At 65.2% G+C, this 18,490-nt stretch carries 20 protein-coding genes and 1 tRNA gene; 4 read left to right on the top strand and 17 right to left on the bottom strand.

Going from position 1 to position 18,490, the window contains the following annotated elements; translation table 11 throughout:
* Positions 1-28: 28 nt before the first annotated feature.
* Complete coding sequence (locus IB225_RS10055) at positions 29-910, bottom strand: hypothetical protein (RefSeq protein WP_192311858.1); 882 nt, start codon at positions 908-910, stop codon at positions 29-31.
* 11 nt (positions 911-921) lie between these two features.
* Positions 922-1,317: a DUF4398 domain-containing protein gene (locus IB225_RS10050; RefSeq protein ID WP_192311857.1), complete on the bottom strand. Its 396-nt coding sequence runs from the start codon at positions 1,315-1,317 to the stop codon at positions 922-924.
* Positions 1,318-1,410: 93 nt separating this feature from the next.
* Here IB225_RS10050 and IB225_RS10045 point away from each other — a divergent pair, with 93 nt between their 5' ends.
* On the top strand, positions 1,411-2,547 hold the full coding sequence (locus IB225_RS10045) for a PilT/PilU family type 4a pilus ATPase (RefSeq protein WP_062358309.1): 1,137 nt from the start codon (positions 1,411-1,413) through the stop codon (positions 2,545-2,547).
* Between the two features lie 63 nt (positions 2,548-2,610).
* On the opposite strand, the gene maiA is transcribed toward IB225_RS10045, so the two are convergent.
* The 6 genes from maiA to rplM all read right to left on the bottom strand — a co-directional run bounded on the left by maiA (position 2,611) and on the right by rplM (position 6,169).
* Positions 2,611-3,270, bottom strand: coding sequence for a maleylacetoacetate isomerase (gene maiA / locus IB225_RS10040; RefSeq protein ID WP_192311119.1), 660 nt, complete (start codon positions 3,268-3,270; stop codon positions 2,611-2,613).
* Between the two features lie 98 nt (positions 3,271-3,368).
* On the bottom strand, positions 3,369-4,358 hold the full coding sequence (locus IB225_RS10035) for a fumarylacetoacetate hydrolase family protein (protein ID WP_192311118.1): 990 nt from the start codon (positions 4,356-4,358) through the stop codon (positions 3,369-3,371).
* A 63-nt stretch (positions 4,359-4,421) separates the two neighbouring features.
* A complete protein-coding gene (locus IB225_RS10030; protein ID WP_192311117.1) occupies positions 4,422-5,159 on the bottom strand; it encodes a 2OG-Fe dioxygenase family protein in 738 nt (245 codons plus the stop codon).
* 78 nt (positions 5,160-5,237) lie between these two features.
* Positions 5,238-5,312 (bottom strand) — tRNA-Gln (locus IB225_RS10025).
* Positions 5,313-5,345: 33 nt separating this feature from the next.
* Entirely contained in the window at positions 5,346-5,738 is a 393-nt protein-coding gene (gene rpsI / locus IB225_RS10020) for a 30S ribosomal protein S9 (RefSeq protein WP_192311116.1), read from the bottom strand.
* Positions 5,739-5,740: 2 nt separating this feature from the next.
* Positions 5,741-6,169, bottom strand: coding sequence for a 50S ribosomal protein L13 (gene rplM / locus IB225_RS10015; protein ID WP_055936916.1), 429 nt, complete (start codon positions 6,167-6,169; stop codon positions 5,741-5,743).
* A 190-nt stretch (positions 6,170-6,359) separates the two neighbouring features.
* On the opposite strand from rplM, the gene coq7 reads away from it, so the two are divergent.
* Positions 6,360-7,001 carry a 2-polyprenyl-3-methyl-6-methoxy-1,4-benzoquinone monooxygenase gene (gene coq7, locus IB225_RS10010; RefSeq protein ID WP_192311115.1) on the top strand — a complete coding sequence of 214 codons (642 nt, stop codon included), beginning with the start codon at positions 6,360-6,362 and terminating at the stop codon, positions 6,999-7,001.
* Between the two features lie 8 nt (positions 7,002-7,009).
* On the opposite strand, the gene sugE is transcribed toward coq7, so the two are convergent.
* The gene (gene sugE, locus IB225_RS10005) at positions 7,010-7,330 is read right to left on the bottom strand and encodes a quaternary ammonium compound efflux SMR transporter SugE (protein WP_192311114.1); all 321 of its coding nucleotides are present in this window, start codon (positions 7,328-7,330) and stop codon (positions 7,010-7,012) included.
* 180 nt (positions 7,331-7,510) lie between these two features.
* Positions 7,511-8,305, bottom strand: coding sequence for an adenosylmethionine decarboxylase (gene speD / locus IB225_RS10000; protein ID WP_055936923.1), 795 nt, complete (start codon positions 8,303-8,305; stop codon positions 7,511-7,513).
* A gap of 186 nt (positions 8,306-8,491) precedes the next feature.
* On the opposite strand from speD, the gene crp reads away from it, so the two are divergent.
* Positions 8,492-9,178: a cAMP-activated global transcriptional regulator CRP gene (gene crp / locus IB225_RS09995; protein WP_225583680.1), complete on the top strand. Its 687-nt coding sequence runs from the start codon at positions 8,492-8,494 to the stop codon at positions 9,176-9,178.
* Positions 9,179-9,419: 241 nt separating this feature from the next.
* The gene (locus IB225_RS09990; RefSeq protein WP_192311113.1) at positions 9,420-10,169 is read left to right on the top strand and encodes a sulfite exporter TauE/SafE family protein; all 750 of its coding nucleotides are present in this window, start codon (positions 9,420-9,422) and stop codon (positions 10,167-10,169) included.
* Positions 10,170-10,241: 72 nt separating this feature from the next.
* Here the strand turns inward: IB225_RS09990 and IB225_RS09985 are convergent, their stop codons facing one another.
* The 7 genes from IB225_RS09985 to IB225_RS09945 form a co-directional block, all read right to left on the bottom strand.
* Positions 10,242-12,086 (bottom strand): peptidoglycan-binding protein, encoded by a 1,845-nt coding sequence (locus IB225_RS09985; protein WP_192311112.1) that lies wholly within the window; start codon positions 12,084-12,086, stop codon positions 10,242-10,244.
* Between the two features lie 96 nt (positions 12,087-12,182).
* A complete protein-coding gene (locus tag IB225_RS09980) occupies positions 12,183-13,157 on the bottom strand; it encodes a hypothetical protein (RefSeq protein ID WP_192311111.1) in 975 nt (324 codons plus the stop codon).
* The gene (locus IB225_RS09975) at positions 13,123-13,482 is read right to left on the bottom strand and encodes a hypothetical protein (protein ID WP_192311110.1); all 360 of its coding nucleotides are present in this window, start codon (positions 13,480-13,482) and stop codon (positions 13,123-13,125) included. Before IB225_RS09975 ends, IB225_RS09980 begins: the two co-directional genes overlap by 35 nt.
* 54 nt (positions 13,483-13,536) lie before the next feature.
* Positions 13,537-14,772 carry a hypothetical protein gene (locus IB225_RS09970; RefSeq protein WP_192311109.1) on the bottom strand — a complete coding sequence of 412 codons (1,236 nt, stop codon included), beginning with the start codon at positions 14,770-14,772 and terminating at the stop codon, positions 13,537-13,539.
* Positions 14,773-14,774: 2 nt separating this feature from the next.
* Entirely contained in the window at positions 14,775-15,329 is a 555-nt protein-coding gene (locus IB225_RS09965; RefSeq protein ID WP_192311108.1) for a hypothetical protein, read from the bottom strand.
* Positions 15,330-16,565: 1,236 nt separating this feature from the next.
* A complete protein-coding gene (locus IB225_RS09950) occupies positions 16,566-17,642 on the bottom strand; it encodes a type IV secretion system protein (RefSeq protein WP_192311105.1) in 1,077 nt (358 codons plus the stop codon).
* A gap of 59 nt (positions 17,643-17,701) precedes the next feature.
* Complete coding sequence (locus IB225_RS09945) at positions 17,702-18,484, bottom strand: hypothetical protein (RefSeq protein ID WP_192311104.1); 783 nt, start codon at positions 18,482-18,484, stop codon at positions 17,702-17,704.
* Positions 18,485-18,490 lie beyond the last annotated feature (6 nt).

The following is an 18,490-nucleotide window of genomic DNA, read 5'->3' as shown; positions in this document are numbered from 1 at the left end:
GTCCAACCCCATGATTAACATGGGGAAATCAATGCGTGATGACGACTTCCAGCGCGCGCGCCTTGGTTGCCGTGCCCTTGGCCGTGCTCTGCAGGCGCGATTTCTGGACGCCCGCCGCCGTCAGCGCATCCCGCAAGGCATCCGCGCGGCGCTGGCCCGGCGTCTGCTGGTCGCCGTAGCCTTCGATCCGCGCACGCGCCTTGGGGTTGGCCTGCAGATAGGCTGCCAATGCGCTCGCGCTGGACGTGCCGCCGCCGGACAGCTTGGCCGAGGTGCCGGCGAACGCATCCGTTCCCAGCGCGAAGACTTCGCCGCGCGCCTCGAACTTCGACGCCGGCAACTTGGCGCCGGACACCAGTTCGGCCTCTTCCCGGGCGAGCTTCAACTCCCGCTGGCGCGCGGCACTCAGGCGATTGGCCTGCTGCCCGGCCACCGTGTCCAGTGTGGTTTCCGCCTCCTGCCGTGCCAGGGCTTCAGCTTCGGCGGCCAGGCGCAGGCGTTCGGTCTCCTCGGCCTGGATCTGCGCCTGCACGCGCAGGCGCTCGGTCTCGCGTCGGGCCCGCTCGGCTTCCCGGCGACTGGCTTCCACCAGCAATTCGCTGCGCGTGCGATCCAGCCGGTCCGCGTCACGGCGGGCTGCCTGCGTGCGCGCGGCGATCTCGGCGATCTCCACGCGACGCTCCGCGATGTACTGCGCCGTCTCGCGCTGGCTGCGGCGCGCCTTGTCGAACGCCGCGATGGCGTGCTGCGCCTGCAGCTTTTCGTACGCCGCCATCTCGGCGAGCGCCGGATCGGCCTGCAGGGTGGCCAGCCGCTGGTTCAACTGCACGACCACCGGGTTGTCGGCGGCGGTCGCCGTCACCGAAGCCACGGCCAAGGCGACGGTCATGACGACCGGCAGGACCCGCATGCGAAGGGCGCTCATCGCTTGCCCCCCGTCTCGATCTGCTGCTGCAGATCAGCGATCTCTGCCTTGCGTTGCGCCACTTCCGCCGTGGCCACCGCCTCCTGGCTGCGCGCCCGGGCGAGATCGGCATCCACCGTGGCCCGCTGCGCGAAATCCAGTGCCTTCTTCTTGTCACGACCAGCGTGCGCGGTCTGCGCCTGCGCCAACGCCTGTCGCGCGGCCGCCAGCGGTTCGGGAGCATACTGGTCGGCATCGGCTTGGTCGGCACGCTGCACGGCCTGCACTGCGGCCTCCAGTTCCGGTGTCAGCGCGCTCTGCGCGAAAATGGGCGCACTGGACAGGGCCGATACCGCTACTGCGGCCGCCATCACATGCAGGGGCCGTCGGAAGTGTGAGAAGCTAGCTGTCATTGGGGTGCCGTGACGTTGAGGGGTGCGCGCGGCCATTGTCGGAAGCCTTTGGCGCCGTTGCAACGTCGCCGCGCATCGTGGGGAGCTTTGCATATGGACATCGGCTATTTCCTGAAGCTGATGACCGAGAAGAACGCCTCGGACATGTTCCTCACGACCGGGGCGCCGGTCTACATCAAGATCGAGGGCAAGCTCTACCCGCTGGGCAATACCGGGTTGCCGCCCGGCATGGTCAAGAAGATCGCCTACTCGCTGATGGACGAAGGCCAGGTGCCGGTGTTCGAGCGCGAGCTCGAGCTCAACATGGCCATCGCCCTGCAGGACGCCGGCCGCTTCCGCGTCAACGTGTTCAAGCAGCGCGGCGAAGTGGGCATGGTCATCCGTGCCATCCGCAGCGTGATCCCGACCATCGAAGAGCTGAACCTGCCGCCGGTGCTGAAGGACATCATCATGACCCCGCGCGGGCTGGTGCTGATCGTCGGTTCCACCGGCTCGGGCAAGTCGACCTCGCTGGCGTCGATGATCGATTACCGCAACACCACCAGCACCGGCCACATCCTCACCATCGAGGATCCGATCGAGTACCTGCACAAGCACAAGCAGTCGATCGTCAACCAGCGCGAAGTCGGCCTGGATACGCACGCCTTCCACAACGCGCTGAAGAACGCGATGCGCGAAGCGCCGGACGTCATTCTGATCGGCGAGATCCTGGATGCCACCACGATGGAGGCCGCGATCGCGTTCGCCGAAACCGGCCACCTGTGCCTGGCGACGCTGCACTCGAACAACGCCGACCAGACCATCGAGCGCATCCTCAACTTCTTCCCGGAAAGCGCCCACAAGAACGTACTGATGAACCTGGCGCTGAACCTGCGCGCCGTGGTCTCGCAGCGCCTAGTGAAGGGCACCGACGGTCGCCGCATGCCGGCCGCGGAAGTGCTGATCAACACGCCGATGATCCGCGACCTGCTGCGCCGCGGCCAGGTGCACGAGATCAAGGCCGCGATGGAAGAGTCGCTGGAGGAAGGCATGGAGACCTTCGACCAGTGCCTGTTCCGCATGGTCAAGGAAGGCCAGATCGAGCAGGAAGAAGCGCTGCGCGCCGCCGACTCCCGCGATGGCCTGGCGCTGAAGTTCCGCCTGTCCGAAGGCAGCAAGGGCGAGCACGATCCCTACGCCGACTACGACACCGGCAGCAGCTCGCCGCGCATCACGCACGGGTTCGGCTGAGGCCGGACGATCGCGGGCCGGAACGGGCGGGGAAACCCGCCCGTTTTCATTACGCCGGTCCGATCAGACGTTGGCGTCCGGCTGGTTCTCGGGCCGCGCCAGGTCGAAGGCCGGCAGTGCGAGACAGGCCTGCTCGATGCGGACGATGGTCGGGAAAGCGCTCATGTCCACGCCGAAGCGGCGCGCGTTGAACACCTGCGGCACCAGGCAGCAGTCGGCCAGGCCGGGCGTCTGCCCGTGGCAGAAGGTCCCGGTCGCGGCGTCGCCGGCCAGCAGGGCCTCCATCGGCGCGAAGCCTTCCACGATCCAGTGCTTCACCCAATCCTCGCGTTCGGACTGGGGCACGTTCCAGGTGCCTTCGAAGAACTGCAGCACGCGCAGGTTGTTCAGGGGGTGGATGTCGCACGCGACCATCTGGGCCAGCGCGCGCACACGCGCGCGGTCGCGGGCGGTCATCGGCAGCAGGCGCGGTGATGGCCAGGCTTCGTCGAGATATTCCAGGATGGCCAGCGACTGGCGGATCACACGCACGCCATGCTGTAGCGTGGGGACCATGTGCTGGGGATTCTTGGCCACGTACTCCGGCGCGTGCTGCTGTCCACCGTCGCGGACCAGGTGCACGGGCACGGTCTCGTAGGCCAGGCCCTTGAGGTTCAGACCGATACGCACGCGATACGCGGCGCTGGAGCGCCAGTAGGAATACAGCTTCAGTTGCTCAGCCATGCAAGCCGCTCCCCGCGGTTTGCGCCTTCGAATACCGGTCGTTCGCGTCCATGCCTGCCCCGCACCGTCCCTGAGTCACACTGTGCCCGGGCGCATCTTCAAGGCAAGGGTTGCGGCTCGATCCGCTGCTCGATCGCACCAAAAATGGAACGGCCGTCACGGTCCGTCATTTCGATGCGGACCACGTCGCCGAAGCTCATGAACGGCGTCGACGGCTTGCCGTCGCGCAGGGTCTCGACCGTGCGCTGCTCGGCGAAGCAGGAGGCGCCCTTCGAGGTGTCCTCGTTGGCGATGGTGCCGGACCCGATGATGGCGCCGGCCGACAGCGGTCGCGTCTTGGCGGCATGGGCAACCAGTTGAGCGAAGTCGAACTGCATGTCCACGCCCGCCTCGGGGGCGCCGAACCATTCGCCGTTGATGTGCGTGACCAGCGGCAGGTGCACCTTGTTGTCGCGCCAGGCGTCGTCCAGTTCATCCGGCGTGACGAACACCGGCGACAGTGCCGAACGCGGCTTGGACTGCAGGAAGCCGAACCCCTTGGCGAGTTCGCCCGGGATCAGGTTGCGCAGCGATACGTCGTTGACCAGGCCGATCAGCTGGATATGGCCGGCGGCCTGCGCGGGCGTGACCGCCATCGGCACGTCGTCGGTGATGACCACGATCTCGGCCTCCAGGTCGATGCCGTACTCCTCGCTGACGACCTTAACCGGATCGCGCGGACCGTAAAACGCGGCGCTGGTGGCCTGGTACATCAACGGATCGGTGTAGAAGCTCGCCGGGACTTCCGCATTGCGCGCGCGGCGGACGCGCTCCACGTGCGGCAGGTAGGCACTGCCGTCGACGAACTCGTAGGCGCGCGGCAACGGCGCCGCGAGCGCCTGCAGGTCGATGTCGAACGCGCCGTCGGCGTCGCCGGCATTCAATGCTTCGGACAGCGCGTTGAGGCGGGGCGCGGTGTTGCTCCAGTCCTCCAGCGCACGCTGCAGCGTCGGCGCGATGCCGGTGGCACGCACGCCGCGGGCCAGATCACGCGACACAACGATCAGCGTGCCGTCACGACCACCTTCCTTCAGGGAACCCAGCTTCATCGCCACTCCAGATGCCGGCGCCCACGCGCCATGGTTTCAATTGTAACGAAATACCCGCGTCGGTCAGCCCGTGGCGACATCGCCCTGGAAACCATCCCGCCGGAACGTCAGCACCAGCGTATCGCGATGGCCTTGCCCGTCCAGCGGCTGGATCGGGGTGGACTCGTGAATCACGCGCTCGTCGTCGAGGAACAGCAACGACCAGGCCGCCTCCAGCGTGAAGCGCTGCCCATCCGGTCCTGCGGCCGCGAACACACGGGTTTCGCCGCCCTTGATGCCCTGCCGATCCAGCAACAGCACGGCGACGAAGTCCACGCCATCGCGATGCGCCCCTTCCGGGGTCGGTCGGCCGATGCCGTCGGTGGTGTCGATGCGGAACTGGTGCGCCTCGACATACCACGGACGATCGCCTTTCAGCGCCGAGCACCAGCGCCCAAGCCCCGCCAGCAGGTGTCGCCAGGCTGAGGCGTCCGCGACGGCGGGCTCGATCGGCTCGAACCAGCGCTGCATGCCGCCGTGCAGGGCGTTGTAGTCCAGCGACTGCCAGTGCGCGCGGTGCGGCGCCTGCTGCACGCCCTCGGCGTCGACGACGAAGCAGGAATGCCGGCGTCGCCGATAGCGTCCACCATCCTTGAGGTATCCATCCACCTCCAGCCGATCCCAGCTGGGCAGCAGTGCGTCGAGCGCCTGCAGATCCGCGCCTGTCGCATCGGCCATCGCCCGCGGCTCAAGCACGGCGTAGCCACGCTCCTGCACACGGCGCACGGCCTCGTCAGCGGGGCAGAATGGGGGTTGGAACATCGCGACCATCGGCATGACCCCTCAACGAAAAAACCCGCCAAAGGCGGGCTTTTGCGGATGTCCGGTTGGACGTCAAATTGGCAGCCCCGGATGGATTCGAACCACCGAATGCCTGAGTCAGAGTCAGGTGCCTTACCGCTTGGCGACGGGGCTGTGTAACCAGTGACGCGTAGTGTAGCGCGTCTGTTAGCGCTTGGAGAACTGCGTGGCGCGACGCGCCTTGTGCAGACCGACCTTCTTACGCTCGACTTCGCGGGCGTCGCGGGTCATGAAGCCTGCCTTGCGCAGTTCCGACTTCAGGGTTTCATCGTATTCAACCAGCGCGCGGGCGATGCCCAGGCGGATGGCGCCGGCCTGGCCGGTGATGCCGCCACCGGTGGTCGTCACGGTGATGTCGAAGTTTTCGGTGTTCTTGGTCAGCTCCAGCGGCTGGCGCACGATCATGCGGCCGGTCTCGCGACCGAAGAACTCGTCCAGCGGACGACCATTGACCGTGATGTTGCCGGAACCCTTGCGCAGGAACACGCGGGCGGTGGAGGACTTGCGACGGCCGGTGCCGTAGTTCTGAGTGATAGCCATGATTAGATGTCCAGGACCTGCGGCTGCTGAGCGGCGTGCGGATGATTCGGGCCGGCGTAGACCTTGAGCTTGCGATACATGTCGCGGCCCAGCGGACCCTTCGGCAGCATGCCCTTCACGGCGGTCTCGATGACGCGCTCCGGATGGCGCTCCAGCGCCTGCGCCAGCGTCTCGGTCTTCAGGTTGCCGATGTAGCCGGTGAAGCGGTGGTACTTCTTGTCGGCCAGCTTGTTGCCGGTGACGTGGATCTTCTCGGCATTGATCACGACGAGGTAGTCGCCGGTATCAACGTGAGGGGTATAGACGGGCTTGTGCTTGCCGCGGAGACGGCGGGCCAGCTCGGTGGACAGGCGACCCAGGGTCTTGCCTGCTGCGTCGACGACGTACCAGTCGCGCTGGACGGTCTCTGACTTGGCGGTAAAGGTGCTCATGTAACTCTCGTGTGTCTGGTCGGGCGGATTCCGCGGTTTCCCGGGCGGAACTTTGCCACGCGTTGTGAAGGGTGAAACGGAAGAGGTGGGATTGTACGGGGCCTTGCGGCAGTGCGCAACCCACGCCCAAACCGGCTGGCGAGCCTCCTCCGAGCAGACGTGAAGTCCGTCGAGACGGCACAATGCCCCCATGAATACGCGGACTTTCTCGCCCCTCGATCACTGGCTGGTGGAGGCCCAGCGCGGCCTGGACACGGTCTTTGGCAGTCCGCCCGCCCAGCGCGCCAACCCGGCCGGCGACACCCCCGAGGTTGCCCTGGAGCCGGACGAGCAGCGCCACGCCGCTGGCCTGATGCGCATCAACCATGTCGGCGAGGTCTGCGCCCAGGGCCTGTACTTCGGCCAGGCGGCCGTGGCCCGGGATGACGCTACCCGCGCCCACCTGCTGGATGCGGCACAGGAAGAGACCGACCACCTCGCTTGGTGCGCGGACCGCCTGCGCGAGCTGGACAGCCGGCCCAGCCTGTTCAACCCGCTCTGGTACGCCGGCAGCTACGCGCTCGGCGCCCTCGCCGGCCTGCGCGGGGATGGCTGGAGCCTCGGCTTCGTGGTCGAGACCGAACATCAGGTGGAAGCGCACCTCGACGAGCACCTGGAAACCCTGCCGCCCGCCGATCTGCGCAGCCGCGAGATCCTGAAGGTCATGAAGGCCGACGAGGCCCGCCATGCCGACCATGCGGAGCAGGCGGGCGCCCGCATCCTGCCGGCGCCGATCCCGACCCTGATGGCCGGCGCGTCGAAGCTGATGAAGGCCGTGGCCTACCGGCTCTGACGTCCGCCCTACGAGGCGGACGCCAGCTTCAGGCCGACGATGCCGGCCACGATCAGGCCGATGCATGCCAGCCGGGCGACCGTGGCAGGTTCCTGGAACAGCCACATGCCGACGAAGGCCGTGCCTACCGCGCCGATGCCCACCCAGATCACGTAACCCGTGCCCAGCGGGATGTGCTTGAGCGCGACCGCCAACAACCAGAAGCTGGCGGCTGCCGCGACGGCGGTAATCACGCTCGGCCACAGCCGGCTGAAGCCTTCCGAATACTTCAGGCCCACCGCCCACACCACTTCCAGCAGCCCCGCCAACACCAGATATACCCACGCCATACGTCACCTCCTCAGGTTGATTGCCCGGGCCATAACGCGAAACGGCCCGGAACTCGCGTTCCGGACCGCCGTCGGTCCTGATGCGCGGCTCGCGCCGCGGGCGGGTCGTCCCGCCGTTTGTGTGGGCAGACTAACGCGGGCCACCCGAACAGGATGTAACCCGCGCCCGTCGCCAACCTGTCATTCCGGCAGGTTGCGCCCGTGGTACAGCTCTTCGATCTCCCGCTTCAGGCGCGCCTCTATCTTCATGCGCTCCTTGAACGACAGGTTCTTGGCCTTCTCCTCGAACAGGTAGTTGTCGAGGTCGAACTCCTTCAGGTGCATCTTCGTGTGGAAGATGTTTTCCTGATAGACGTTCACGTCGAGCATCTCGTAGCGCGACTTGATGTTCTTGGCCAGGAAATCCTGGATCGAATTGATCTTATGGTCGATGTAGTGCTTCTTGCCCTTCACGTCGCGGGTAAAACCGCGCACGCGGTAATCCATGATGACGATGTCGGACTCGAGGCTCTCGATCAGGTAGTTCAGCGCCTTCAGTGGCGAAATCACGCCGCAGGTCGCCACGTCGATGTCGGCACGGAAGGTCGCGATGCCATTGTCCGGATGGGTTTCCGGATACGTGTGCACGGTGATGTGCGACTTGTCCATGTGGGCCACCACCGCGTCGGAGATGATCTCCTTGCCCGCATCCTTCTTGTCGATCACCGGCTCCTCGGAAATGAGGATCGTCACCGACGCACCCTGCGGGTCGTAGTCCTGGCGGGCCACGTTCAGGATGTTGGCGCCGATGATCTCCGCCACATCCGTGAGGATCTGGGTCAGGCGATCGGCGTTGTATTCCTCGTCGATGTACTCGATGTAGCGTCGGCGCTCATCCTCGGACGAGGCGTAGCAAACGTCGTAGATGTTGAAGCTCAGCGCCTTGGTGAGGTTGTTGAAGCCTTGCAGCCGCAGGCGAGGCAGGGGTTTTACCACGGCGGTGGTCCCTCTCAGGGGGTGTCGGATAAGGGGGCGGATTATGCGCCATTAGGGGTGACAGCGAAATGTCCGTTGCCCGCCCGTCGGTACACCGTCACAGACTGGCCCAGCCCTTGCATGGCCTGCGTTTGCCGTCGGCTACGTATTCGGACTAAGCTTCCTGAATTACAAGCCGTGACCACCATGAGCCCAGGCATCCCCCTTTCAGCCCCCGCTCGCCCCGCCGCCAGCCCCCTGACGCCGGACAACGCCACGCTTGAGCGCTTCCTGGCCCACAGCCACCGGCGCCGCTACCCGGCCCGCGCCGACGTGTTCCGGCCCGGAGACCCGGCTGGCACGCTGTATTACGTGGTCAGCGGCTCGGTCAGCATCATCACCGAGGAAGACGACGACCGCGAGCTGGTCCTCGGCTACTTCGGCTCCGGCGAATTCGTCGGCGAGATGGGCCTGTTCATCGAATCCGACCGCCGCGAGGTCATCCTCCGCACCCGCACCCAGTGCGAGCTGGCGGAAGTGAGCTACGAGCGCCTGCACCAACTGTTCCTCGGGACGCTGTCGGCCGATGCCCCCAAGCTGCTCTACGCCATCGGCGCCCAGCTCTCGCGGCGTTTACTGGACACCAGCAGGAAAGCCAGCCGCCTGGCATTCCTGGACGTCACCGACCGCATCATCCGCACCCTGCACGATCTGGCCCGCGAACCGGAAGCCATGAGCCACCCGCAGGGTACGCAGCTGCGCGTGTCCCGCCAGGAGCTGGCGCGCCTGGTCGGTTGCTCGCGCGAAATGGCCGGCCGCGTACTGAAGAAGCTGCAGGCGGACGGCGCCCTCCACGCACGCGGCAAGACCGTCGTGCTGTACGGCACGCGCTGATCGAACGCCACGCGGTATGCGGCCCCGTGCCGCATACGCCCCGCATCCTTCGGTGCATTACCGGCTAGCAGCCTGATGTCGGCGCATTGTGTCGCCTTCAGGCCGGTGCCCGCCATTGCCCCTGCCTTCCACCGAAGCGGCATCGCAAATGCAGCCTCATGCTCCGCGAAGCGCGAACAATCGCGCCCTGTATCCTGCCACCTGATACCCACGGCACCCCACGCCGGCTGGAAACATCGGGATGGAGTTTGGCAGCGAGTTTTTTTGGTTCGTCCTCATCGGTCTTGGCGCGCAACTGGTGGACGGCGCGCTCGGCATGGCGTTCGGCCTGATCTGCTCATCCATCCTGCTCAGCATGGGCCTGCCGCCGGCGGCCGTGAGCGCCAGCGTGCATGCCGCCGAAGTGGTCACGACGGGGGTGTCGGGAGCGTCGCACGCCTACTTCCGCAACGTCGACAAACGCCTGTTCTGGCGACTTACGATCCCCGGCTCGGTAGGCGGCGCGATCGGCGCCTACGTGCTGACACGCCTTCCCGGCGACGCCATCCGGCCGTTCGTCTATCTGTACCTGCTGGCGCTGGCCGTGCTGATCCTGGTGCGCTCGTTCGGTCGCTGGGTGCCGCGCGAACAGGTCAAGCGCGTGCCTGTGCTGGGATTCTTCGCCGGCCTGCTCGATGCCACCGGCGGCGGTGGCTGGGGTCCTCTGGCCACCTCCACGCTCCTCGCCCGCGGCGGTCAGGCACGGACGACCATCGGCACCGTCAGCGCCTCCGAGTTCGTGATCACCCTGGTCGTATCGATCACCTTCATGTTGACCATCGGCCTGGACCATCTGGAGATCGTGCTGGGCCTGCTGGTCGGCGGCGCCATCGCGGCGCCCTTCGCTGCGTGGTTCGTACGGCACGTCTCCGAGCGCATCGTGCTGAAGATCGTCGGCATGCTGGTGCTGTGCATCAGCCTGTACCAGATCGGACGCGCCTGGCTGACCTGACAGGGCACGTCCGAGGCGTTTCGCCAGGAAAAGCATGGGCCGGTCTCCCGGCCCATGCATCCGATCGCTACGTCAGCGCGACGCGCCGGTCTGGTCACGTGGCTGCGCGACCTGCTGCTCGGCGACCGGCTGCTCCTTCTGCTGCCATCCCTGCCCGCCTGGCGTCTTGAGGTAGTCATCCAGCGCCTGGCGCATGGCGCGATCGTCACCCCCATGCATCGCGGCAAACATGCGATCCACGAACGAGCGCTGTGCATCCTCACCGCGTACTGTCTGAGGCGTGGTCTCTGCGGGTGTAGTGTCGCGCGCCGCATCGCGCGTGGCCGTGGTCAACGCCTCGCGGGAGCGGTCGCCGTACTCGCCATCCACTTTCAACCCACGGTCTGCCTGGAACGCACGCAGGGCGTGCTCGGTCTGGGGGCCGAACTTGCCCGAGGTGGTTTCCAGCGGCTGCCCATCGGCGCCGCGATAACCCAACTGGTTGAGCTGCTGCTGCAGCTCACGCACCGAGGCGCCCGACGAGCCATCGCGCAGCACCTCAGGTGTTGCCGCACGAGTGGGAACGGCAGCATCACGCTCGGCGCCCTGCAGGTGCGGCAACGGGTCCACCTGGCGGCCATCGCGCCACATCTCGAAATGCAGATGCGTATCGCCCTGTGCCGGCGTGTTGCCGGTCCTGCCCATGGTGCCGATCTGCTGCCCGGCCTCCACGCGCTGCCCGTTGCGCACGCTGAACTCGTCGAGATGGAAGTACTTAGTCAGCGTGCCGTCGTCGTGTCGTACATGCACGGTGTTGCCGGCCGCACCGTTGTTCGGACGCACCACCACCGTGCCCGCCGCCACGGCCACCACCGGATCGCCGACATCGCCCTGGATATCGATGCCGCCATGGCGTCGGCCACCGCTGCGCGGCGTACCGAACTCGCCCCGGCCTTCGCGCGGCTTGTCGGCCTCGTTGATGTCGCGGTTGCCCGGCGTCGGCCAGGCCAGCCCGCCTTCGCGCTGCTGCGCTTCGACGGCCTGGGGACGATTGCGCTCCTGCTCCGGCAGCGCCAGTTGCTGGGCAATCACCTCGCGCGTACGTGCATCGGCATTGCCGGTCGCTTCCAACTGGTTCGCCGCCTGGAAGGCGCGCACCGCTTCCTGCGTCTTGCCACCGTAGATGCCCGAACGCGTCTCCAGTTCCGCGCCTTGGCCATCACGGAAGCCAAGCTGGTTCAACGACGTCTGCAGGGCGCGCACTTCCTCTCCACGTTCACCGCTCTGCAGCACGCCATCGGCCAGCGGCGACGTCCGCTCGCGCGCTGCCGCATCGGGCTGGCCTGCCTGGATGCCACGATCGGGGATGCTGATGGCGGCGTACTTGCCATTCCAGTACTGCGAGAACGCCGTGGCCAGCTCACGATCGCCAAGCCCTCGCAGCTCGTCCGTCGTATGGCCGGTCAGCCGTTCGGCATCGCGCGCACTGATGTTATTGAGGATGTTGCGGCGCGTATCGTCGCGAGTGAACTCGCCCGTCGCGATCGCGCTCTGGATGGACGCGTAGCCTGCAGCGCCCTGCTGGTGTGCCAGGTACAGATCCAGTCCGCTTGGGGTTTCCTGCCCGGACAGGAAATCGTGCCCGCTGCGCGTTTGCCGACGCGTGATGTCGGCCATGTTGTCGCGATAGAGCTCTGCCGCTGCGCGCGTACTCTCCGCCGGGTCGAACTCGCGGCCGGCGATGCCGTACTGCGCCGCGGTGCCCGGCATGAACTGGAACAGCCCCTTCGCACCGCTGGGATTGCTGGCATCGGGATTGAAGCGGCCGCCTGTCTCGATATAGGCGAACCGCAGGAAGTCCTCGCGCGGGATGCCGCTCGCCTGTGCCTGGCGTTCGACAATGTCGAGGATTTGTTCACGGGTGTAGTCACTGGCCATCACTGGCTCCTCTTGCTGAAGTTCGCGACCGTGGGTCGCAGGACGTCAACCGGGCTCCATCCGTGAGCCTTGTACAGGGCGGTCAACTCGAAAGGGTCAGGGCGTGTAGCGCCCCGCATTCGCGTCGAAGCGGTAGGTTACCGCATCCGCGGGACCAAGTGCGCGCACCTTGTCCGGACCGGAAATCGTGCTTCCCGAAGGAGTGACTTTCAACGACGGAAGTCCACCGTCCGTCGCGGGCTCGAAGGTCAGCGCGCCGGTACTGGCTGTGCATGGCATCACCTGGCCGTCGCTGCAGGCCTCCCGATTGTCCCCGCCCACCCGCACGCTGCCGAGGTATCCCCACTGACGGAACGACAATGCATCCTTTCCGTCTGGATCGAAGAGGAACATGGCGAACGACTGCACGTCCTCACCATTCATGAAGTCCCGCGTAGGAACGGCCAATACATAACGGCCATCAGACGTCGCATGCCCCTGCGCCTTGCGCGATGTATCGATCTCATCCGCACGCCCCAATCGACCGAACTCGCCGACATAGCCATCGGTATCGGGCTTCGACCACTCCTGCTTTCCGTCCTTGTCGACGCGCGTGAACGTCGCCTGCGAAATGGCGACATGCTCCGGATCCATCATGCCGTCGTCGCCTTCCGGCCCTTCGCCCTGGCTCTTGCTTCCGAAGCCGGTGAAGTAGTGTTTCCCGTTGAGATCGAACTCGTGACCGTACCAGTAGCTGACGATGGCGCCGCCATCGACCTTGTAGCTGACCGCACCGTCGCCGTCGCGCTGGTAGATGAAATACAACACGCTGTCCGCGGTGGGCGGTTTCAGCTCTGACATGTCCTGATCCTTCTTCTGGGGGGCTGCATCCTGGGTTGCTGCATCCGCCGGCCGCGGCGCCTGCGCGTCGCAGCCACTGGCGAGTACTGCCATCGAGACCAGGAGCAGGGAGGAAAGCTGTTTCATCTGTTGCAACCTCATGTGGGCAGTTCCATGGGACGACACGGTCGGTGCATCGGATGTCGCCACGCCGTCCTCAATGGCTGATCGGGGTGTATTCCGGGCGGCCACTTCCTTCCCAGCGCCCGGAAGTGATCGCCTGGGGACACACGCTCAGGTACTGGCGGAAGGACAGCGTGTCGTCCTGCGTCCAGTTCTTGCCATAGGGATTCGGAGGTCGGCAGTACGGCATCAGCATGTAGGCGCCGGTGAAGGGCGGCATCGGCTTCCAGCAGGGCGCCGGGTTGCGCTTGATGTCCTGCCCTTGCGTGCAGAACACGAACGGATCGTCCATGCGGTAGTACAGGCGCTGGTAGTAGCCGCTGCTGGACTGCGCACTGAGATCGAACAGCACCAGCAGGCTCAGCGGGATGATGAATTTTATGCTTCGTTTCATGGCTACGTTCCTCGTAGTACATGGACTCTCGTGCTTTGCCGGGTTGCCGCAGGATCAGCGCGCGATATCCAACTGCGTCGGCGTCCGCTGCTCGACCTGCACGGTATTCGGCATACGCTCCTGCGCCGCCAGCTCGCGCTGGTGAAGCTCGACCCGCTCGCGCCACGCCGCGCCCGCAGGCGAGGCTTGCAGATCGTTCTGTGCCAACTGCAATGCGGCAGGATCGCGCTCGCGCGCTGCCGCCAGCAGGCGTTCCACCTCGGGAACCGAGCGCCCTGTCTCGTGCGATGTCCGGAAGGCCCCGTCGATGTTCGACTGCGGGTCGACCTGCGACGTGCGATCCTGGCGCTGGCGCTCCTCGCGCGCCGCAGGCTCGCCCGCCGGCAAGGGACCACGGATGCGATCAATCCCGTCCAGCACCAGGCCCACGGGGCCACGTGCCGTGATCGTCACGCCACGACGCAGGTCGCCGACATCGTCCCGGTAGTCGGCAATGATCCCGCGATGCTCGTCCGCGAGTCGTCGCGCAGCCGGGTCCTGCAGCACCGAGCGGTCGGGCCGCCCATCGCCATCCACCGGCAGGAAGTTGTGCATGCTGTGCGAGCCACCGGACATCACGGACGCGGTCAGCGGCATGTCCCGCTGCAACAGGTCGCGCATGATGTTGTCGTGGTAGCCCGTGCGATGCAGTGTCTGGATCTCCTGCGGCGTGGCGTAGGTGCGCACCTGTCCGTAGTGCGGACTCGCGGAACTGACCGCATCAACCGCCATCACGTGATTGGTGACGCGGTCGCCACCTTCCGGGATGCGACGATCCAGGCTGGCAGCGCCGTACGCATTGAACGTTTCTCCGCGCAGATCGAAGTGGTGGGCCGAGACCTGCGCCAGCGTCCCGCCGAGCGAGTGTCCCGTGACCGTGACCTCGGGAGCCGTCCTGCCGGGCTCGCGCCCCTGGCGCTCCGCGTACTCCACCGCGCGACGGGTCAGTTCGACGGCATCGGCCGCCTGACTGTTGGTCCGCGTGAACACCATGCCGGCATCCGCGATGACGCCATCGCGGAACGCCTCCCGCCCGAACTCCGTGCCGCGATGTGCGGCGACTACGGCGCCGCTGGCCTCGTGCTGATAGATCGTGCCCTGGTATCCCGTGCGCGGGTTGTCGACGTAGTCGATCACGCGGTAGCGCTCGCCTCCGATCACCACGTCCTTGTTGACCAGATCTTGCATCTGGCCACCACGGTCATAGCTGTGATCCGCCAGGTACGCGTACTGTTGCGACGTGAGTCCCATGGTCAGGCCTCCTTGGCGGTCAGCACGATTCCGAAGAAGTCATCACGCTGATCTGCCGGCACCTTCTGCAGATCAGGCTGTCCGAAATCCCGATAGCCTTCCGATCCTGCTTCCTTCGGATAACGCGCCTTCCAGTAATGGAACGCCTTGGGCGCGCCCTGCGGCAGCTCATCGCCGTTGAGCTTGGCCACGAAGTGCGTATCCCCTTCCGCGCCTGGCGCACGCAGCTGCACCTGCGCCTGGATCAGCTCCCACCGGCATACGCCGCGACCGTGGTACTCGGCATCAACCATGCCGTCGGTATAGAAGACACCGGCGTACTCGCTGTCGGACACGCGCTCGAGGCGGAACGGGATGTCGTGCGTCGGCACCGGCGAGGTGTGCCCACCCGGATTGTCCTTCGGCGGCGGCAGGCACTCGTGGTTCACCACGTCGTACTGGGCAGCGCTGGATACCACTTCCAACGGCCCGGGCGCACCTTCGATGCGCAGCGTCAGCCGATAGGCCTGGCGCGGCGTGGGATTTTCAGTGAATTGGGGGTTTGATTGACTGTTCATGGCACCACTGCAGGCTGTCTGTGAAAGGAGAAGAAGCGTCGCGGCCATCTTCGCTGGCCGCCTTCGTCCCACCGGTCTCTCGTCCATCGCCAACTCCTCTACTGATAAGCACGCTGGGCTGGGACCCAGATTCCATGCCCGTCGCAACCACTTGCCATCGCCGGACCAACGCCTGCCACGGGCGTCGTATGTCTCGCTCTAGTTGACAAGTACTGGATTGGAACAGTTCGAGTAATTCACCTTGCACTCTCGTCCGTTCTGCTGTCTGCAGTTCGCAAGCGCCACACCCGACGCATCCTCCACAGTAGATCCGTCACGATATACGGCGATCGAGCTTCCCTGGACAAACTGCACGGGCTCTACAACAACCGCGCAGTTGTTCTTGTAATCGAAGATTGGCTTGCAGTTCTTCCCGCCCATTCCTTCGCATTTCCTCACCGCCTCTTGGCGGGCCGCGCGACGGCTTAACTGGCCTGTAGATGTGCCTACGTAGCCAGTAGTGACATCCTCGGCCATGGCGCCCCACGTAAGTCTCCAGCGAGGAGGCGTGGGCGGTGAGACTCCCCCACCGCCACTAGGCAAGCATTGCGAGCTGCCAGGTGTCACTCCATGAGGGCATGCCGTCTGGGCGAATGTCGCCGCACTTAAGCTGCCGCATAGAGGTAAAAGCGCGATCATGGCTTTCATGCTCCCGGGGCGTCCATCAAACTTGGCCAAACTCTCAGCTCCATGAAGATATCAATGCTGCAAGACGGGGGCAGTGCAGTTCGAATAGATGACGCGGCATTCGTTGCCACCGTTTCCATCCCTGCATTGAGGCATCACCAGACGCGTAGCCTCTTCTACCGTAGGCCCGTTCTGGTAGTACCCGCGCATGGACTCCAGAAGGGCAATCGGCTCTGCTATCACCGCGCACGTGTTCTTGTACGAATAGACCGCCTTGCACCCCACCCCGCCCATCGTCTCGCATTTTTTCACTGCGGCTCGCTGCGCAGCCCTACGCGATGGCTCACCGCTTGACGTACCCACGATCGACGCTTTCCGATCTTCAGCCATCGCTCCCCACGTAAGCGCCCAACGGGGCTGACGTGGAGGCGGCGCAGCGGCGCCGCCTGAGGGCAAACATTGGGAGCTCCCCGGCGTCACGCCTTGTGGGCACGCCATCTGCGCGGATGCTTGGCCGCTATATATGAGCGACCCTGCGACAAGTGCTATGAAACTCATAAGTGTGCGCATCTAGCCTACGCTCCTATGACTTCCGTTGGGCATGCCGCCCTGCACGGTAGCTCTGGCATCCGCCGGTCCCGGCGCAGGCTGGCTTGGAACTGGGGTGTAGCCCGAGTTCGTCGGCTGCACTGCCTGCCCTTGCCCAAACGCGTTGTACGCCATGAACTGACCGACAGTACCCTGGAAGAACGCGGCCGCCATCGGTGGAACAGTGACCAGGAACAAGGTCATCAGCAGGCCGAGGCCACCCTGCTGCATCGCCATGCTGCTGACGCCTTGCGTCGACGTATTGGTCGCCAGCAACGCCACGTACTGGGCGGCGAACGAAACCGCCACCACGCCCAGCAGTTTGGAGATCATCGATACCGTGAAGCTGAGGACGGCCAGCGAGAACATGGTCCCGACGCCGTACCAGATCCATTTCTGGAACATGCCCTTGGTCTGTTCGAAGCCTAGGGTCAGGATGAAGAACGGCCCGAGGCCCACGAACAGTGCCATGGCCATCTTGTACATCAGGAGGATCGCGCCTCCCATCAACGATGGGCCGGCGACGCCCACGCCTGTAAACCACATGGTCCGGGTCTTCGCTTCCTGCAGGGTTTCATCGAAGCTGGTGTAGAGCGCATCGATGGCCACCATCGCCAGTTCCATCTGTTGAAGGTTGTCGTCGATGGAGTCCTCGGGCCCTTCGTCCTCGTCGGTGACGAGTTTGTTGATCGTACGGGGCATGTCGTCGGTCAACAGCTGGTGGATGTCGCTGCTTCCCATCGCAAACGTTGTGGCCACCGTGATGATCAGCACCCACTTCAACGATTTCACCACCAGCTCCATCATGAATTGCCGAGACTGGCCGGTGACGATCCGGTAACCCTGCAGCAATACCCAGAGCGTGAGCAGGACAAAGGCAATGCCGCCCACCCACTCGGCCATCGCACCGAGCAGGTTGTCACGGAAGATGCTGATCTCCTCGTCGATCCAATCGAAGATCAACCTGAAGAACGCCCAGCGCTCCACCGCGCCGATTGCCGCCTCCATGCCACGCAGCAGGGAAGCGAGCCCGTTGTCCAATGAAGGCAAGTACACCATGTTCATTCCTTCGTTCGGCTCCGACGCATCCTGTGTCGGAGCCCGTGTTCCGGATCAGGTCAGTGACGGCGCCTGGACTGTGCTGCGTCCAGCGCCAACTTCAGGGTGCCGATGCCCACCGCACCGCCAATAAGACCACCCAAACCTCCGGGGCCGGACGTGTTCCCTTTGCCCTCCAGGGCCTGCTGCGAAAGCGTCTTGCTCGCTTCCTGCAGATAGCCGATCCGGGCGACGTAGGCATCCATGTAGGTCTGTTGCTGCTGGCGATCGATTTCCATCTGCGACATCAGCAGGAGGATGCGGTTCGTGTTGTCCTGCAGCTTGCCGACTTCATGGCTGCGGATGTTGCCGCGCTGGCGCTTCAGTTCGTCAAGGTAGCGCTGGCGTTGCGTCGTCACTTCGTACATCTTCAGTGAGTAGTTGTACTTCGCCAGCTCCGTGTTGACGATCTCGCGGCACAGCTGGTACTGCTGCTGGGCGACACCACTGGTAGCCTGCTTGCAGCGGTTGTCCGCATTCATGTTGACGCCGCTCTGGGTAGGCTGCGCATGCTGCAGCTTCTCTTCCGGCTCCGGCGCGGCCTTGCTGTCGTCGTTGTTGCCGTTGAACGATTCGAAGACCTGCTGCTGGTAAAGCTCGCGCAGGTTGCCGTTTACGGTGCCATTGCCATTGCCGTTGGCGCTGGTGGTACCGATGCGGCCGTTCATGTCCTGCAGTTTTGTGTTGGCGGCGTTGTCGACGACGCGCCATTGCGCCTGGGCGCCAGCGGCGACTCCCAGGCCGACAACGAGCAGCGCGGTGGCGATATGACGGGAGGCAACGTGCGATGTCAGCGGGTTCATGGTGGT

Origin of the sequence: Pseudoxanthomonas sp. PXM02, assembly GCF_014851805.1 — a bacterium.
GTDB lineage: Bacteria > Pseudomonadota > Gammaproteobacteria > Xanthomonadales > Xanthomonadaceae > Pseudoxanthomonas_A.
This window is presented reverse-complemented; position numbering and strand designations above follow the sequence as displayed.

Excerpts from the sequence above, each read along its gene's own strand:
- IB225_RS10055 (WP_192311858.1), bottom strand. The coding sequence starts at position 910 with ATGCGGGTCCTGCCGGTCGTCATGACCGTCGCCTTGGCCGTGGCTTCG.
- IB225_RS10050 (WP_192311857.1), bottom strand. The coding sequence starts at position 1,317 with ATGACAGCTAGCTTCTCACACTTCCGACGGCCCCTGCATGTGATGGCG.
- IB225_RS10045 (WP_062358309.1), top strand. The coding sequence starts at position 1,411 with ATGGACATCGGCTATTTCCTGAAGCTGATGACCGAGAAGAACGCCTCG.
- maiA (WP_192311119.1), bottom strand. The coding sequence starts at position 3,270 with ATGGCTGAGCAACTGAAGCTGTATTCCTACTGGCGCTCCAGCGCCGCG.
- IB225_RS10035 (WP_192311118.1), bottom strand. The coding sequence starts at position 4,358 with ATGAAGCTGGGTTCCCTGAAGGAAGGTGGTCGTGACGGCACGCTGATC.
- IB225_RS10030 (WP_192311117.1), bottom strand. The coding sequence starts at position 5,159 with ATGTTCCAACCCCCATTCTGCCCCGCTGACGAGGCCGTGCGCCGTGTG.
- rpsI (WP_192311116.1), bottom strand. The coding sequence starts at position 5,738 with ATGGCTATCACTCAGAACTACGGCACCGGCCGTCGCAAGTCCTCCACC.
- rplM (WP_055936916.1), bottom strand. The coding sequence starts at position 6,169 with ATGAGCACCTTTACCGCCAAGTCAGAGACCGTCCAGCGCGACTGGTAC.
- coq7 (WP_192311115.1), top strand. The coding sequence starts at position 6,360 with ATGAATACGCGGACTTTCTCGCCCCTCGATCACTGGCTGGTGGAGGCC.
- sugE (WP_192311114.1), bottom strand. The coding sequence starts at position 7,330 with ATGGCGTGGGTATATCTGGTGTTGGCGGGGCTGCTGGAAGTGGTGTGG.
- crp (WP_225583680.1), top strand. The coding sequence starts at position 8,492 with ATGAGCCCAGGCATCCCCCTTTCAGCCCCCGCTCGCCCCGCCGCCAGC.
- IB225_RS09990 (WP_192311113.1), top strand. The coding sequence starts at position 9,420 with ATGGAGTTTGGCAGCGAGTTTTTTTGGTTCGTCCTCATCGGTCTTGGC.
- IB225_RS09985 (WP_192311112.1), bottom strand. The coding sequence starts at position 12,086 with ATGGCCAGTGACTACACCCGTGAACAAATCCTCGACATTGTCGAACGC.
- IB225_RS09975 (WP_192311110.1), bottom strand. The coding sequence starts at position 13,482 with ATGAAACGAAGCATAAAATTCATCATCCCGCTGAGCCTGCTGGTGCTG.
- IB225_RS09970 (WP_192311109.1), bottom strand. The coding sequence starts at position 14,772 with ATGGGACTCACGTCGCAACAGTACGCGTACCTGGCGGATCACAGCTAT.
- IB225_RS09965 (WP_192311108.1), bottom strand. The coding sequence starts at position 15,329 with ATGAACAGTCAATCAAACCCCCAATTCACTGAAAATCCCACGCCGCGC.
- IB225_RS09950 (WP_192311105.1), bottom strand. The coding sequence starts at position 17,642 with ATGGTGTACTTGCCTTCATTGGACAACGGGCTCGCTTCCCTGCTGCGT.
- IB225_RS09945 (WP_192311104.1), bottom strand. The coding sequence starts at position 18,484 with ATGAACCCGCTGACATCGCACGTTGCCTCCCGTCATATCGCCACCGCG.